This window comes from Micrococcus sp. (assembly GCF_030523875.1).
Taxonomy (GTDB): Bacteria; Actinomycetota; Actinomycetes; order Actinomycetales; family Micrococcaceae; genus Micrococcus.
The window spans coordinates 13,436-27,772 of the sequence record NZ_JAUNHR010000011.1 but is presented as its reverse complement, the minus strand read 5'-3'; the positions used below and the strand labels follow the sequence as shown (position 1 = coordinate 27,772).

The following is a 14,337-nucleotide window of genomic DNA, read 5'->3' as shown; positions in this document are numbered from 1 at the left end:
AATGCGGCTCGGCGGACGACGCCGTGCCCGCAGCCCCGTGAGCGGGCTCACCCCGCGGACCCCGTCACCCCCTCCCGTGCACCCCGCCGCGCCCGTAGGCTGGACGTCAACCAACGTCGGCCCGTCCGGGGAGTCCCCGGGCGGGCCCTGGCGTGCCCGCACATCCCCGACCCTCCCCGAGAGCAGAGGCGCCCCGTGACCCAGACCTTCACCCCCGCCGAGCAGCAGGACCTGAACTCCCGCCGCCACCGCCTGCGCCGCTACCGCGCGGTGATCTTCGACATGGACGGGGTGATCACGGACACCGCCGGCGTGCACGCGGCGGCGTGGAAGGAGCTCTTCGACGAGGCCCTGCCCGCCGTGGGCGCGCTGGAGGCCAACCGCGCCGCCGTCGTCGCGGACCCGGACGTGCTCCGCCCCTTCGACGCCAAGGGCGACTACCTGCACCATGTGGACGGCCGGCCCCGCGAGGACGGCGTGCGCGCCTTCTTCGCCTCGCGCGGCCTGCGCGTGCCGGAGGTCGACGACGCCGGCGCCGACCTGCACCCGGACCTCACCGTGATCGCCCTGGCCGAGCGCAAGCAGGGGCACTTCGAGAAGGTCCTGGAGCGGGACGGGGTGCGCGTGTTCCCCGAGGCGTCCGCGCTGCTCGAGGAGCTGCGCCACAAGGGCGTGCCGGTGGCGCTGGTGACCTCCTCCAAGAACTCCCGTGCCGTGCTCTCCGCGGGCGGCGTGCTGGACTTCTTCCCCGTGATCGTGGACGGGCACACCGCCATCGAGCGCGGCCTGCCCGGCAAGCCGGACCCGGCCATGTTCTGGGAGGCCGCGCGCGAGCTCGGCGTGGACGTGGCGGACGCCATGGTGCTCGAGGACGCCGTCTCCGGCGTGAAGGCCGCCTCGGACGGCCGGTTCGGCCTGGTGATCGGCGTGAACCGCGAGCCGGAGAACGGCAAGGCCCGCCTCAAGGACGCCGGCGCGCACATCGTGGTGGAGGACTTCGGCACGCTCGCCCTGCACCGCCGCACCACCGCCCCGTTCGACGCGGCGTGGGTGCTGCGCTGGGACCACTTCGACCCCGAGTCCGAGGGAACCCGCGAGGTGCTGTGCACCCTGGCCAACGGCTACTGGGGCACCCGCGGCTCCGTGCCGGGCACCCGCATCTCCGACGTGCACTACCCCGGCACCTACCTGGCCGGCGTGTTCAATCGCCTGACCTCCACCGTGCAGGGCCGGCAGGTCGAGACCGAGCACATGGTCAACATCCAGGACTGGACCCCGCTGATCGTCACCCCCGAGGGCGGCCGGCCGCTGCTGCCCGGCTCGGAGGAGCTGGTGGACTACCACCAGGAGATGGACCTGCGCCGCGGCGTCCTCTCCCGCACCATGCGCTTCGAGGACGAGCGGGGCCGGATCACCGCCCTGCACACCCGCCAGTTCCAGTCCCTGTCCAACCGGCACCTCGGCGCGCTCGAGCTGACCGTCGAGGCGGAGAACTGGTCCGGGGAGATGACCGTGCGCTCCCTGATCGACGGCCGCGTGGCCAACCTCAACGTCTCCGACGACCGCACCCTGGCCAACCAGCACCTGAAGCCCTCCGAGGCCCGCGAGGTGGACGGGGAGACCATCCTGCTGGAGACCGTCACCAGCCAGTCCCGCGTGCACGTGGCCGTGGCCGCCCGCACCCGCCAGATGGCGCCCGTGGGCCACGAGCAGCCCATCCGTCGGCCCGTGGAGGGCTCGGACCTGCTGGTGGGCCAGGACATCCATCTGCGCATCGAGCAGAACGTGCCCGTGGTGCTGGAGAAGACCGCGGCCGTGGCCAACACCCACGACCACGCGATGGCCTCGGTGTGGCACTCCGCCGTGAAGAAGGTCCAGCGCGCCCAGAACTTCCGCAACCTCCTGACCCTGCACGAGCAGCGCTGGGGCATGAACTGGGACCGCTTCTCCGTGCGGATCGACCTGGCCGAGCAGCACCGGAACCAGCGCCGCTCCACCGCCGAGCTCGCCCCGGGCGAGGAGTTCGAGGCGCCCCTGTTCGAGGCGGGCCGCTCCGCCGCCGTCGGGACCGCCGCCAAGGAGGGCAAGGACGGGGCCTCCCTGCGCCAGCAGCTGGCCCTGAACCTGCACACCTTCCACGTGCTGCAGACCGCGTTCGGCAAGCGCCGGGACCTGGACGCCTCGATCGGCGCCCGCGGCCTGCACGGCGAGGGCTACCGCGGCCACATCTTCTGGGACGAGATCTTCGTCTACCCCATGCTCACCCTGCGCCGCCCGGAGATCACCCGCGGCCTGCTGATGTACCGCTACCGCCGCCTCAACGAGGCCCGCGCCAACGCGCAGGCCGAGGGCTGGGACGGCGCCATGTACCCGTGGCAGGCCGGCTCGGACGGCCGCGAGGAGACCCCCACCGAGCTGTGGAACCCGCGTTCGCGCATGTGGATGCCGGACAACTCCCACAACCAGCGGCACGTCTCCCTGGACATCGCCTACTCCGTGCTGCGGTACATCGAGATCGCCAAGGACGCCAGCTTCATCTCCGACTACGCCGCGGAGATGCTCGTGGAGATCTCCCGGTTCTTCGCCTCGATGACCCTGTTCAACCAGGAGACCGGCCGGTACGAGATCCACGGCGTCATGGGCCCGGACGAGTTCCACGACGGCTACCCGGAGACCCCCGGCTCCGGCCTGCGCAACAACGCGTACACCAACGTGCTGACCTCGTGGGTGCTCTCCGAGACCGCCCGCCTGCTGCGCTGGCTGGACACCCTGGACGACGGCCTGCCGGAGGTCATGGAGGTCCGCGAGGAGGAGATCGAGCGCTGGGAGGACATCAGCGCCAAGCTCACCGTGCCGTTCTTCGAGGAGGGCCCGGAGAAGGGCATCCTCGCCCAGTTCGAGGGCTACCAGGACCTGCTCGAGTTCGACTGGGAGGGCTACCGCGCCAAGTACGGGAACATCGGCCGCATGGACCTGATCCTGCAGTCCGAGGGCGACGCCACCAACCGGTACAAGCTCTCGAAGCAGGCGGACACCCTCATGCTCCCGTACCTCTTCTCCGGCGCGGAGCTCGAGGAGATCCTGGGCCGCATGGGCTACGAGCTGCCCCAGGAGGCGCTCGAGCGCACCGTGGAGTACTACGAGGCCCGCTCCACCCACGGCTCCACGCTCTCCCGCCTGGTGCACGCGTGGGTGGCGGCCCGCACGGACCCGGACCGCTCGTGGGACCTGTTCACGGAGGCCCTCGAGTCGGACCTGTCCGACACGCAGGGCGGCACCACGCGCGAGGGCATCCACCTCGGCCTCATGGCCGGGACGGTGGACACCGTCATCCGCTGCTACTCCGGCCTGGAGACGCGCGACGACGTCGTCCGCCTGGACCCGCGCCTGCCCCGCCAGCTGCCCGGCGCGCGGTTCGTGATCCGGTACCACCAGCAGCCCGTGGTCATCCACATGACCCAGACGGACGTGACGGTCAAGGCCGGCGAGGGCATGTGGCACGCCGTGCCCATGGTGATCGCGGGTCAGGAGCACACGCTCGAGCCCGGCGGCGAGGTCACGGTGGCGCTGGGCCGCTGACCCCGCACGGCGGGGGTCAGCGGGTCGGCAGGACGGCGTCCACCATCCAGCGCCCGTCCCGGGCGCCGGCGGAGATGGTCCCGCCGAACAGGCTGACCCGCTCGGCCATGCCCGCCAGGCCGAACCCGGAGGCCGGGAACGGACGCCGCGGCCCCGCTCCGGGGCCGCGCGTGCCCGGGCCGCGCTCGACCTCGGGCCGGGGCGGGGCCAGCGGGCTCTCCACCCGCACGGTGACGCGGGCGTCCTCGTCCACCCGGGTGCACAGGGACACCGGCCCGGTCCCGGGGCCGTGCTTGAGCACGTTGGTGGTGGCCTCCTGCGCGATGCGCAGCACGGTCAGCCGCATCGACTCCGGCAGCAGGTCCAGCCCCGCGAACTCGCCGTCCACCGTGTAGCCGGCCCCGCGCAGGCGCGCCTGCAGCTCCGCGAGACGGCCGGGCAGGTCGGCGACGGCGTCGGGGTCCTGGGTGTCCACGTTGCGGGAGGTGCCCCGCAGGGCGGTGAGCATGCGGCGCAGGTCCACGAGGGACTGCCGGGCCGCGGTCTCGATGGCCTCCTCCGCCCCGCGCCGCCGCTCCGCGTCCGTGAGGGTCGGCAGCATGGCCGCCTGCATGGAGATCACGGTGAGGCCGTGCGCGACGACGTCGTGCAGCTCCACCGCGATCCGCTGCCGCTCCGCCTCCGCGGCCTGCCGCACGCGCTCCTCCTGCGCGGCGAGCGCGGCCAGCCGGTCCCGGGTACGGTGCCGGGAGCGGCGCACGAGGTAGGCGGGGACCGCGGCGAGGACGGAGAGCACGCCCAGGGCGATGGCCCCGCCCTGCCACGTGAACGCCTCCGGGGTGGGCGCCGGGTCCGCGAGCAGCTCGGAGACCACCACGATCCCCGCCAGGCCGGCAGCGGCCAGCCACACGAACCCGCGGTGGGAGTACCGCACGGCCATCAGTGCGCCCAGCACCCAGCCGCCGCCGAGGCTCACGGGGGTGAAGTGCGGGTGGTCCGCCCCGGCGAGCCCCGTCAGCAGGACCGCGCTGCCGGTGAGGACCGCCAGCACCGCCAGCGAGGGCTGCCACGCGAACATCAGGGTCACCAGCACCCCGAACAGGCCGACGGCCACCCGCACGGCCAGCCCGGCGCCGGACCGCGGCAGGGTGTCCTCGCCCTCGACGACGACCTCCGCCCCCAGGCCGGGCTGGGACATCGCCCAGTCGGTCACGGCGGGCTCCAGGAGGAAGAACCCCACCTCCCACACGAGCGTCAGCCCTGCCAGGACCCACAGCAGGATCCGGGTGTGACGGGAGACGGGGTCGGTGCGCAGGATCCGCAGCAGGCGGTCGTCGCCGCCGTCCCCGACGCCGTCCGCCCCGTCCCGGCGGACGCGCGGGCGCAGCCGCCCCCAGGCCTCGGCGAGGCGGCCGCGGGAGGCGGGGGGCGCCGTCGTCGTGGCGGCGGGGGCGGCCGGGCCCGCGGTGCTCACGCGCCGATCTCCACCAGCCCGTGGCGGGCGGCCTTGATGAGCACCTGCACGCGGTCCCGGACCTGCCACTTCTCCATGACCTTGCCCATGTGGGTCTTGACGGTGGCCTCGGCCACGAACAGCGCCGCGGCGATCTCCGCGTTGGAGGAGCCGTGGGCGAGCTCGCGGACCACGTCCAGCTCGCGCTCGGTGAGCCGCTCGTGGTCCGCCAGCGCCTCCTCCGGGCCGTGCTCGGGTCGGCGTGCGTCCGCCGAGGTGGCGGCGGCGATCAGGTCGCGGGCCACCTGCGGGGAGAACACGACGTCGCCGGCGTGCACGCGGCGGATGGCCTCGGTGACCTCCGACGGCGGCGCGTCCTTCACGAGGTAGCCCGAGGCGCCGGCCTGCAGGGCAGGCACGAGGTACTGCTCGGAGGAGAACGTGGTGATCGCCAGGACGCGGGTGTCCGGCAGCTCGGCCGTGATCCGCGCCGTGGCGCCCACCCCGTCCAGGCGGGGCATCTGCATGTCCATGAGCACGACGTCGGGGCGCACCTGGCGGGCCACGGCCACCGCCTCCTCGCCGTCGGCCGCGGAGCCCGCGACCTCCAGGTCCTGCGTGGTGGCCACGAAGTGCTCCAGGGCGGTGCGCATCAGCTGCTGGTCGTCGGCGACGAGGACTCGGATCATGCGGCTGAGCCTAGCGGGGGCTGTGCGGGGCACGGCCCCGCGGCGGGGGGGCGCGGGCCGGTATCGTTGCGGGGCTTTGACGGAGGGCCGGGGGCCCCCAGGCCGCGGGAAAACGCCCCCATTTTGACCGGAGGGCGGGCGTGGCGGCCTCACCCCACCCGGGGCAGGACGGCCGCGGCGATCGCGCCCATCAGCGCCAGCGGCACCACGACCGCCGGGAGCATCACGGCCGCCAGGTTCCGGGGGCTCGCGGTGAGGCCCGGCACGCCCGGCCGCTGCAGGGGCGCGGCGAGGGCCGCGGCCACCTGGATGCGCACCGGACCGGTGACGATCCCCCAGCCGGTGGCGGAGTTGTGCAGCCCGTTGAGCAGCACCGGGGAGACGCCCAGGGCATGGGCGGCGTCCAGCTGCAGGGCGCCGAACATCGCCATGGAGCCGGTGTTGGAGGCCGTGATGAACCCGCCGGCGCCGCCCACGAACGGGGCGAGGAGCAGGTACGCCGCGCCCATGCCGCCCAGGGCGTCCGCGAGCGCCCCGGACATCCCGCCGGCGGTGAGCACCAGCCCGAACGCCAGGTACAGGGCGGTGGGCACCGCGGTCCGCCACCACAGCGCGGCGGACTCCCCGGGCACGGCGCGCCGGTCCGGCGGGGGCAGGCGCAGCAGGGGGACGGCCGCGGCGCACGCGGCGAAGGACCACACCGCGGGCGAGCCGAGCAGATCCAGGGCCGGCACGGCGGTGGCCGCCAGGGTGCCCGCGACGACGCCGGCCACCAGCAGCGCGTACGGCACCACGTCCCGGCCGGGGCCGGGGGTCAGCCGGCCCCGGCGGATCACGAGGAGCCAGAGCAGCACCATCCCGGCGGCGCCGACGGCGCCGGCCGGCGGGGTGCCGAGGGCCAGGTTCGCGGCCAGGATCAGGCCCGACTGCAGGACGGCCGAGCCCACCGCCACCACCGTGCCCCGCAGGAGCGCGGGACCGCGCCGTCCCCGGCCGCGCAGCACCAGCACCGCGGTGAGCACGGCCCCGGCCACAGTGGGGACCACGTTCCACAGGGCGGCGGCCACGCCGACCGCCTGGAAGTCCAGGCCGGTCAGGCGCGCGCCGAGCAGGGAGCCGGGCGCCATGGACCCCCACGGGGCGATCGCCAGGCCGCAGAGGCTGATCACGGCGGCCCGGAAGGGCGTGAAGCCGAGCCCCACCAGCAGGGGCACGCCGATGATCAGCGACACCCCGAACCCCGTCACCGACTCCAGGAACGGCACCACCCCGTGGACCATCAGCAGCGCGGTGGCCAGCGTGGGCCCGGCGCCCGCGGACAGCCACGCGCCCAGGCGCCCGTTGGCCCCGGAGCGCTCCATGATGCGGGAGAGCGTGATGCCGCCGGCGATGATCGCCACCACCTCCAGGAGCGTGGGGGCGCCGCGGGCCAGGGCGTCGCCCAGCCGGGCCGGGTCCGCACCGAACGCGGTGAGGCCGACCAGCGCCGCCGTGACGCAGCCGGCCGCCGGGGCCGCCCACGCCGGCAGGGGCGTGAGGAGCAGCGCCAGGGTCACGAGGACCGGCGCGAGGGCGAGCAGGACGGTCACGGGGGGAGGGGCCTTTCACGGGGCGGGGTCGCCCCCGATTGTCCTCCCTCCGACGCCGGTCACCGGACCGGGACCCCGCCGGGGGCCGTCCTAGGCTGACCCCATGACCGCGCCCGCCTCCCGCCCCGCCCCGATGCCGGCCGCCCTCGAGGCCGTCCTCGCCCCATCCGTGCCCGTGCTCGTGGCCCCCATGGCCGGCGGACCGTCCACCCCGGAGCTCGTGGCCGCGGTGCTCCGCGCCGGCGGCGGCGGATTCCTGGCCGGCGGCATGCGCACCCCGGACGAGGTCCGGGAGCAGGTGGACCGCCTGCGCACGCTCCTGGGCGACGACGGCGGACCGGATCGCTGGGGCGTGAACCTGTTCGTCCCGGACGCGGTGAACACCGCCGTCCCCGCCGCCGCCCGCACCCCGGAGGCCCTCGCCGCCCGGGCCGAGGCCGTGGCAGCGCACCGTGGGCGCCTGGCGCCCCTGGCCGCGGACCTGGACGCCCCGCTGCCGACGGCGGCGGACGTCACCCCGGACCCCATGCGGGAGCGGGAGCAGTTCGCGGCGTTCCTCGCCGCCGCCGAGGAGCAGGCCTGGCCCGCCGTGTCCTTCACGTTCGGTCTGCCGGAGCCCGCCGTGTTCGACCGCTTCGCCGCGGCCGGCATCCCGGCCGGCGTCACGGTGACGAGCGCGGCGGAGGCGCGCGCCGCCGTCGGGAACGGGGCCGCGTTCCTGGTGGTGCAGGGACCCGAGGCGGGCGGCCACCGGGGCACGCTGGACCCGGCCGCCCGCCCGGGCGAGACGGACCTGCCCACGCTGCTGGCCGAGGTCCGCGAGGCGCTCGGCAAGGTGCCCGTCCCGCTCGTCGCCGCGGGCGGGGTGACGGACGCGGGGCGGGTCGGCGCGCTGCTGGCCGCCGGCGCCACGGCGGTCTCCACGGGCACGGCGTTCCTGCTGACCCCCGAGGCGGGCACCTCGGAGGCCCACCGCACCGCACTGCGGCAGGCGGCGGCCGGGGCGGCCTTCACCCGCCCCGACGACGGCGGCGCCGCCACCGCCGTGACCCGCGCCTTCACGGGGCGCTGGGCGCGCTCGATCGTCACCCCGTTCATGGCCGAGTTCGCCGACGCCCCCGCCGCCTACCCCGAGGTGAACGGCCTGACCGGGCCGCTCCGGAAGGCCGCGGCCGCCCGGGGAGACCTGGAGCACGTGCACCTGTGGGCCGGGACCGGGGCCCACCGGGTCGTGGAGCAGGACGCGGCGTCGGTGCTCGCCGCGCTCGACCCCCGCGCCTGAGCCCGCCCGGATCATCCCGCGGTCTGACGCGCCCCGTCCCGGCCGGCTCCTACCCTGGTGCCCGTGAACCCCCTGCGCCGCCTCGACCAGCTGCTGCGCCGCCACCCCGTGCGCGCGGACGCCGTCACGGCGGCGGCGCTCGCCCTGTTCCTCGTGGTGATCCCGTGGTTCGTCCTGGGGTACGCGCCCACCCCGACCCCGCAGGGCCTCCGCGCGCTGGCCGGCGTGCTCACCGGCTTCGGGCTCACCCTGCCGTGGGCGCTGCGGCGGCGCTGGCCCGTGGCCTCGGCGGGGATCACCGTGATCGCGGCCCTGGCCCACCTCGCCTTCGGGCCCGAGTTCAGCGCCGCCCTGGTGATGGTGCCGCTGACCGTCTACAACCTGGCCGCCCTCGCCCCGCGCCGCGCGTCGATCGCCGGTCTGCTGGCCGGGCTGGCCGGCGGCGCCGCCAATGGCGTGAAGGTGTGGCTGTTCCCGCCCGCGTTCACCACCCCGGACGGCCTGATGATCCGCTCCCCCGCGGACCCCGCCGGCATGGTGGTCATGGCGCTGGGCTGCGGACTCACCGTGCTCACCGCGTGGGCGTTCGGGGACGTGGTCCGCAACCGCCGCCTGGCCGTGCAGGCGCTCGAGGACCGCACCCGGCGCCTCGAGACCCAGGCCCGTCAGGAGCGCGAGCTCGCCGCCGCGGACGAGCGCAGCCACATCGCCCGCGAGATGCACGACATCGTGGCCCACTCCCTGCAGGTCATCATCAGCCAGTCCGATGGCGCCCGCTACGCCGCCGCCGCCAAGCCCGAGCTGGCCGTCGCCACCCTCGAGACCATCGGCCAGACCGGGCGGGCGGCGCTCGCGGACATGCGCCAGCTCCTGGGCGTGCTGCGCGGACCCGCCGACGCCGGCGCGGACCGAGGCCGCCGCGACCCCGCCTCCCGGGACGTGCACCGCGCCCCGCCGGGCCTGGCGGACGTCCCGGACCTGCTGGAGACGATGCGGCTGTCCGGGCTGGAGGTCTCCCTCCTGGAGCAGGGCTCCCCGCGCCGCGCCCTGCCCGCCGGCGGCGAGCTCACGGGGTACCGCGTGGTGCAGGAGGCCCTCACCAACACGCTGCGGCACGCCGGCCCGGAGGCCCGCTCCTTCGTCACCCTCTGCTGGACGGCGCACGGCCTGGACGTACAGGTCGACGACGACGGCCGGGGCGCCGCCGCCGACCCCGCCACCGCGGGCTCGGGGCAGGGCCTGCGGGGCATCGCCGAGCGGGTGGCCCTGTTCGGCGGCACGGTGGAGACCGGCCCGCGCGTGGGCGCCGGTTACCGTGTGCACGCACACCTTCCCTACCCGGAGATCTGAGGGGCACCCCATGACCGAGACGCCGAGCACGGCCCCCGCGACCGTCCGCGTGGCCCTCGTGGACGACCAGGCCCTGGTCCGCTCGGGCCTGGCGATGCTGATCGACTCCCAGCCGGACCTCGAGGTGGTGGCCCAGGCCTCCGACGGCCGGGAGGCGGCGGCCTCCCTGGCGGTGGCGGGCGCCGACGTCGTGCTGATGGACGTGCGGATGCCCGGGATGGACGGGATCGAGGCGACCCGCGCCCTGCTGCGCCGCCCGGACGCCCCGCGCGTGGTGGTGCTGACCACGTTCGACCTGGACGAGCACGTCATGGACGCGATCGAGGCGGGCGCCTCCGGGTTCCTGCTCAAGGACGCCCCGCCGGAGGAGCTGCTGGCGGCCATCCGCACGGTGCACCGCGGCGACGCCGTGATCGCGCCGTCCACCACGCGCCGGCTCATGGCGCACATGGCCCCGCGGCTGCGCCGGGACGCCGTGCGGGAGGCCGAGTGCGAGCGGGAGGTGGCCGCGGTGGCCTCCCTCACCCCGCGGGAGCGGGAGGTGCTCACGGCCATGGCCGCCGGGTCATCGAACCCGGAGATCGCCGCGGAACTCGTGCTGTCGGAGGCCACCGTGAAGACGCATGTGGGCCGCGTGCTGGCCAAGCTCGCCGCGCGGGACCGCGTGCAGGCGGTGCTGATCGCCCACCGCGCCGGGCTCGTGAGCTACTGACCCCCTCCCCACGCACGCCCACCCACGCCCACCCCCCCAGAGGAATCCACTGCACTTCTGACCCTTCTCAGGCCTGGATCAGCCGTCAGAAGGGTCAGAAGTGCAGTGGATTCCCGGGGGCCGCCGCCTCGAGGAGACGACGCGCGGCGATCGCCTGCCGGATCAGCGCGATGGCCCCCGCGAACCCGGCCCTGCGATCCGAGTTCGAGACCCGGATGACCGTCCAGCCCGCCCGCTGGAACACGGCGTCCCGCTGCGTGTCCCGGGCGACCTGCACGGGGTCGTCGTGGCCGGCGCCCTCGTACTGGACCGCGATCCGCCACCGGCGGTACCCGAGGTCCGCGGTGGCCGGGTGCCGGGTGGAGTAGGCCGGGTCCCGCAGCTCGATCTGCAGCTCGGGCTCCGGCAGGCCCGCGTCCAGCAGGGCCAGGCGGAGCGCGGTCTCCTGGGGCGAGTCGGCGCCGTCGCGCACGAGGGCATGGGCGGCACGGCCCTTCACGACGCCGCGCCGCCCCCGCTGACGCCGCAGGCACTCGGCGAGCGCCGCACGGTCCGTGAGAGCGTCCTCACCCCGCCGCGGACGCGATCGGACGAGCCGGTCCCCCACCGCGACAAGCTGGTCCACCGGCAGGTCGTCCGCGAGATGGAACCAGGTGTCCGCGTACGAGGTCACGGGCAGGCCGTGCAGCGGCTCCGGATGGAGCTGGACCCGGGCCAGGTCCGCGAGCCGGGTGCGCACACCGGCGTCGGCGCAGGCTCGGAGGCCGTCCCCGCGCAGCACCGTGAGCTCGGTGGACGCCTCCACCCAGGACGGCAGCGGCAGCCCCCACAGCCGCGCCGCCGACGCCCCCGTGACCACGAGGTCAGGATGCCGCGCGAGCAGCGCATGCAGCCGCTCCACCTCACGACGCCGGGAAGCCTCCTTCCTCGTCTCCCTCGCCGCCCGCCCCTCATCGGACGGGGTGGCGGAACCCGCCGTGCCGAGAGGCGGCGTCCGGACGGCTGACGGCAGAGCAGACGTCGGCGTCGTCGTCGAGCCCGGCGTGCCGGTCCACCGGTAGACGCCGCGGCCGACCCGGATCACGTCGCGACTGCGCAGCCGCGAGCCGGAGAGGCCGGCGGCGAGGGCGGCCGCACGGGTGAAGGGGGCGTGACGGAGGTGGACGGGAAAGTCTCCGGGGGTGCGCATGGCAGGGATCCTGTGGGAGGACGCCCCTCTCCCGCCCGGGGGACGGGGAAGCTGGGGAGCCCGAGGCCCTCGACGGCGCCTGTGCAGGAGGGGACAGGCCCGCGCTCCGCGGCTCGCCCCTCACGCACCTGTCCCTCCACGCCCCCACCCACGCACGCACACCCACGGAATCCACTGCACTTCTGACCCTTCTGAGGGCCGATCCGGGGCTGAGAAGGGTCAGAAGTGCAGTGGATTCGCCTGGGGTCTGCCCCCGGGCAGCACCTTCGGACAGGGGCGGGTCATCCCTGGGGATGACACCCGCCGCGCACAGTTCCGCCTCAGGAGGGTGCCGGCACGGGGATGCGTCGCGGGAGGCTGGGCGGTGCCCGCCCAGACCGGCGGCCGACCCGAGGAGAGCCCCATGGCCACCGCCGCCGCACCGCACCGCAGCACCGCCGCCTCCCCCGCCCCCGTCCAGGAGGCGGACCTCCGCGCGCCGGAGACGGCCCCCGTCGTCGTCGACCGCCCGGAGACCACCCGGGCCGAGGCCGCCCGCGAGCGCGAGTGCCGCGACGCCGAGTGCCTGGCCCTGTTCCTGGCGCTCGTGACGGCCGCGCTGGTCACCTCCGGGCTGACGCTGGCCACGGACGTGGTGGGGATCCCCCGCGTGCTGCTGGGCTTCGGGTCGGCGGCGCTGGTGGCCGCGGTGACGATCGTCCTGGCCAGCCCGCCGCGCCGCGGCTGAGCCGCAGCCGACTCGAGGCCGGCCCGGGACCGCTCCCGGCTCAGTCGGGCCGCAGGCCCCGAAGGTAGACGCGCACGAGCCAGTCGCGCTGCCCGCTGAGGTGCGCCTCGAGGGCGGGCAGCGGCGGGCGGGTGACGATCAGCAGGCCCGTGAAGTAGTCGAGGCCGCAGACCCCGTCGGCCACCAGCCCGTCCCGGCGGGCGAGGCCCACGGCGCGGTCCGTCAGGGCCATGATCACCCGCTCGGCCTCCTCCATCCGCTCGGGCGGGGGCCCCTCGTCCGGGCCGAGGGAGTCCCGCGCGGCCAGCAGGTTCACCAGGTCCTCGTCCGCGAGCGCCCGGGAGAGGCGCAGCCAGCGCTCGGCCGCGGGCCCGTCACCCTCGATGAACCCCTCCAGGTGGGCGGTGAGCCGCTCCACCACGTCCTCGAGGACCGCGGTGAGCAGGTCCACACGGGAGGGGAAGTGCCGGTAGAGGGTGCCGACGCCCACCCCGGCCGCCTGCGCCACCGCCCGCAGGGACATCCCCGCGCCCTCCTCCGCGAGCAGCCCGGAGGCGGCGGATACGAGGTCCCGGCGGTTGGCGAGGGCGTCCGATCTCATGGCGTCCATCCTCCCATCCCGGCCGCGCCGCCCACCCCGGCCGCCGCCCGTCGCCCCCGGGGCGGAGGCCCGCCTCATCCCGTGGGTGGACCCCGGGGACGCCGGGTCCATCCCCCGCTCCGATCCGTCGAGGCCGGCGGAGGGGGAGAGTGGGGGCCATGAGCACCTCACCCACGCTCCCGCCCGTCGCCCCCGGCGCCGGCGCCCACCGCGTCGCCCCCGCCCCCACGACGACGATGCCGCCCGCCGTCGCCGCGCGCGGCCTCACCCGCACCTACGGGCGGGGGGACGCGGCCGTGCACGCCCTGCGCGGGGTGGACGTGGACGTGGAGGCCGGCCGCTTCACGACGATCATGGGCCCGTCCGGCTCGGGCAAGTCCACGCTGATGCACTGCCTGGCCGGGCTGGACACCCCGGACGCCGGCACCGTGACCCTCGGGGACACCGTGATCACCGGCCTCTCGGACGCGGAGCTGACCCGCGTGCGCCGGGACCGCGTGGGCTTCGTGTTCCAGGCGTTCAACCTCGTGCCCACGCTCACGGCGGAGCAGAACATCGTGCTGCCCCTCGAGCTGGCCGGCCGCACCCCGGACCGGGCGTGGCTGGACGAGATCGTCGGCGCCCTGGGCCTGACGGACCGGCTCACCCACCGCCCGCACGAGCTCTCCGGCGGCCAGCAGCAGCGCGTGGCGGTGGCCCGCGCCCTGCTGACGCGGCCCGACGTCGTGTTCGGCGACGAGCCCACTGGCAACCTGGACACCGCCACGGGCGCCGAGGTGCTGTCCCTGCTGCGCCGCGCCACGCGGGAGATGGGCCAGACCGTCATCATGGTCACCCACGACCCGGTGGCCGCGGCCGCCGCCGACCGCGTGGTGATGCTCGCCGACGGCGCCCTGGCCGGGGAGCTGCATGCCCCCACGGCCGAGCGCGTGGCCGAGGCCCTGACCGCCCTGCAGCAGGGGAAGGGCCTCTGAGCATGTGGACCGTCGCCCTCGCCCAGCTGCGCGCCCAGCCCCGCCGGTACGTCTCCGTGGTGCTGGCGGTGCTGATCGGCACCATGTTCCTGGCCGCCGCCTCCCTGGTGGCCTCCTCCGCGCAGGCCACCCTGCGCTCCACCCTCGGCGCCACGTACGCCGGCGCGGACCTCGTGGTCCTGCCCGACGACG

Annotated in this window: 12 protein-coding genes; 7 read left to right on the top strand and 5 right to left on the bottom strand. The window is 75.8% G+C overall.

The features are described from left to right. The first annotated feature begins 195 nt into the window (after positions 1-195). Entirely contained in the window at positions 196-3,579 is a 3,384-nt protein-coding gene (locus Q4D18_RS02880) for an HAD family hydrolase (RefSeq protein WP_303125609.1), read from the top strand. A gap of 16 nt (positions 3,580-3,595) precedes the next feature. On the opposite strand, the gene Q4D18_RS02875 is transcribed toward Q4D18_RS02880, so the two are convergent. The 3 genes from Q4D18_RS02875 to Q4D18_RS02865 form a co-directional block, all read right to left on the bottom strand. Next, complete coding sequence (locus tag Q4D18_RS02875) at positions 3,596-5,053, bottom strand: sensor histidine kinase (protein ID WP_303125608.1); 1,458 nt, start codon at positions 5,051-5,053, stop codon at positions 3,596-3,598. Further along, positions 5,050-5,721, bottom strand: coding sequence for a response regulator transcription factor (locus Q4D18_RS02870; protein ID WP_303125606.1), 672 nt, complete (start codon positions 5,719-5,721; stop codon positions 5,050-5,052). Before Q4D18_RS02870 ends, Q4D18_RS02875 begins: the two co-directional genes overlap by 4 nt. Positions 5,722-5,870: 149 nt before the next feature. Then, a complete protein-coding gene (locus Q4D18_RS02865; protein ID WP_303125604.1) occupies positions 5,871-7,310 on the bottom strand; it encodes an L-lactate permease in 1,440 nt (479 codons plus the stop codon). Positions 7,311-7,413: 103 nt separating this feature from the next. On the opposite strand from Q4D18_RS02865, the gene Q4D18_RS02860 reads away from it, so the two are divergent. From Q4D18_RS02860 to Q4D18_RS02850, 3 genes are all read left to right on the top strand, one after another. After that, positions 7,414-8,592, top strand: a complete 1,179-nt coding sequence (locus Q4D18_RS02860; RefSeq protein WP_303125602.1) for a nitronate monooxygenase — start codon at positions 7,414-7,416, stop codon at positions 8,590-8,592. Between the two features lie 63 nt (positions 8,593-8,655). Continuing rightward, the gene (locus Q4D18_RS02855; RefSeq protein WP_303125600.1) at positions 8,656-9,942 is read left to right on the top strand and encodes a sensor histidine kinase; all 1,287 of its coding nucleotides are present in this window, start codon (positions 8,656-8,658) and stop codon (positions 9,940-9,942) included. Positions 9,943-9,952: 10 nt separating this feature from the next. After that, positions 9,953-10,654, top strand: a complete 702-nt coding sequence (locus tag Q4D18_RS02850; RefSeq protein WP_303125598.1) for a response regulator transcription factor — start codon at positions 9,953-9,955, stop codon at positions 10,652-10,654. Between the two features lie 94 nt (positions 10,655-10,748). Here the strand turns inward: Q4D18_RS02850 and Q4D18_RS02845 are convergent, their stop codons facing one another. Further along, the gene (locus tag Q4D18_RS02845; protein ID WP_303125596.1) at positions 10,749-11,555 is read right to left on the bottom strand and encodes an endonuclease domain-containing protein; all 807 of its coding nucleotides are present in this window, start codon (positions 11,553-11,555) and stop codon (positions 10,749-10,751) included. Between the two features lie 691 nt (positions 11,556-12,246). Between Q4D18_RS02845 and Q4D18_RS02840 the strand changes: the two genes are divergently transcribed. Beyond that, positions 12,247-12,570, top strand: a complete 324-nt coding sequence (locus Q4D18_RS02840) for a hypothetical protein (protein ID WP_303125594.1) — start codon at positions 12,247-12,249, stop codon at positions 12,568-12,570. A gap of 40 nt (positions 12,571-12,610) precedes the next feature. Here the strand turns inward: Q4D18_RS02840 and Q4D18_RS02835 are convergent, their stop codons facing one another. Beyond that, entirely contained in the window at positions 12,611-13,171 is a 561-nt protein-coding gene (locus Q4D18_RS02835) for a TetR/AcrR family transcriptional regulator (RefSeq protein WP_303125591.1), read from the bottom strand. Positions 13,172-13,329: 158 nt separating this feature from the next. On the opposite strand from Q4D18_RS02835, the gene Q4D18_RS02830 reads away from it, so the two are divergent. Together Q4D18_RS02830 and Q4D18_RS02825 are read left to right on the top strand one after the other, a co-directional pair. Continuing rightward, positions 13,330-14,145, top strand: a complete 816-nt coding sequence (locus Q4D18_RS02830) for an ABC transporter ATP-binding protein (protein WP_303125589.1) — start codon at positions 13,330-13,332, stop codon at positions 14,143-14,145. Between the two features lie 2 nt (positions 14,146-14,147). Beyond that, positions 14,148-14,337: hypothetical protein (locus tag Q4D18_RS02825; RefSeq protein ID WP_303125587.1), on the top strand; the 190-nt coding region annotated here is incomplete at its 3' end.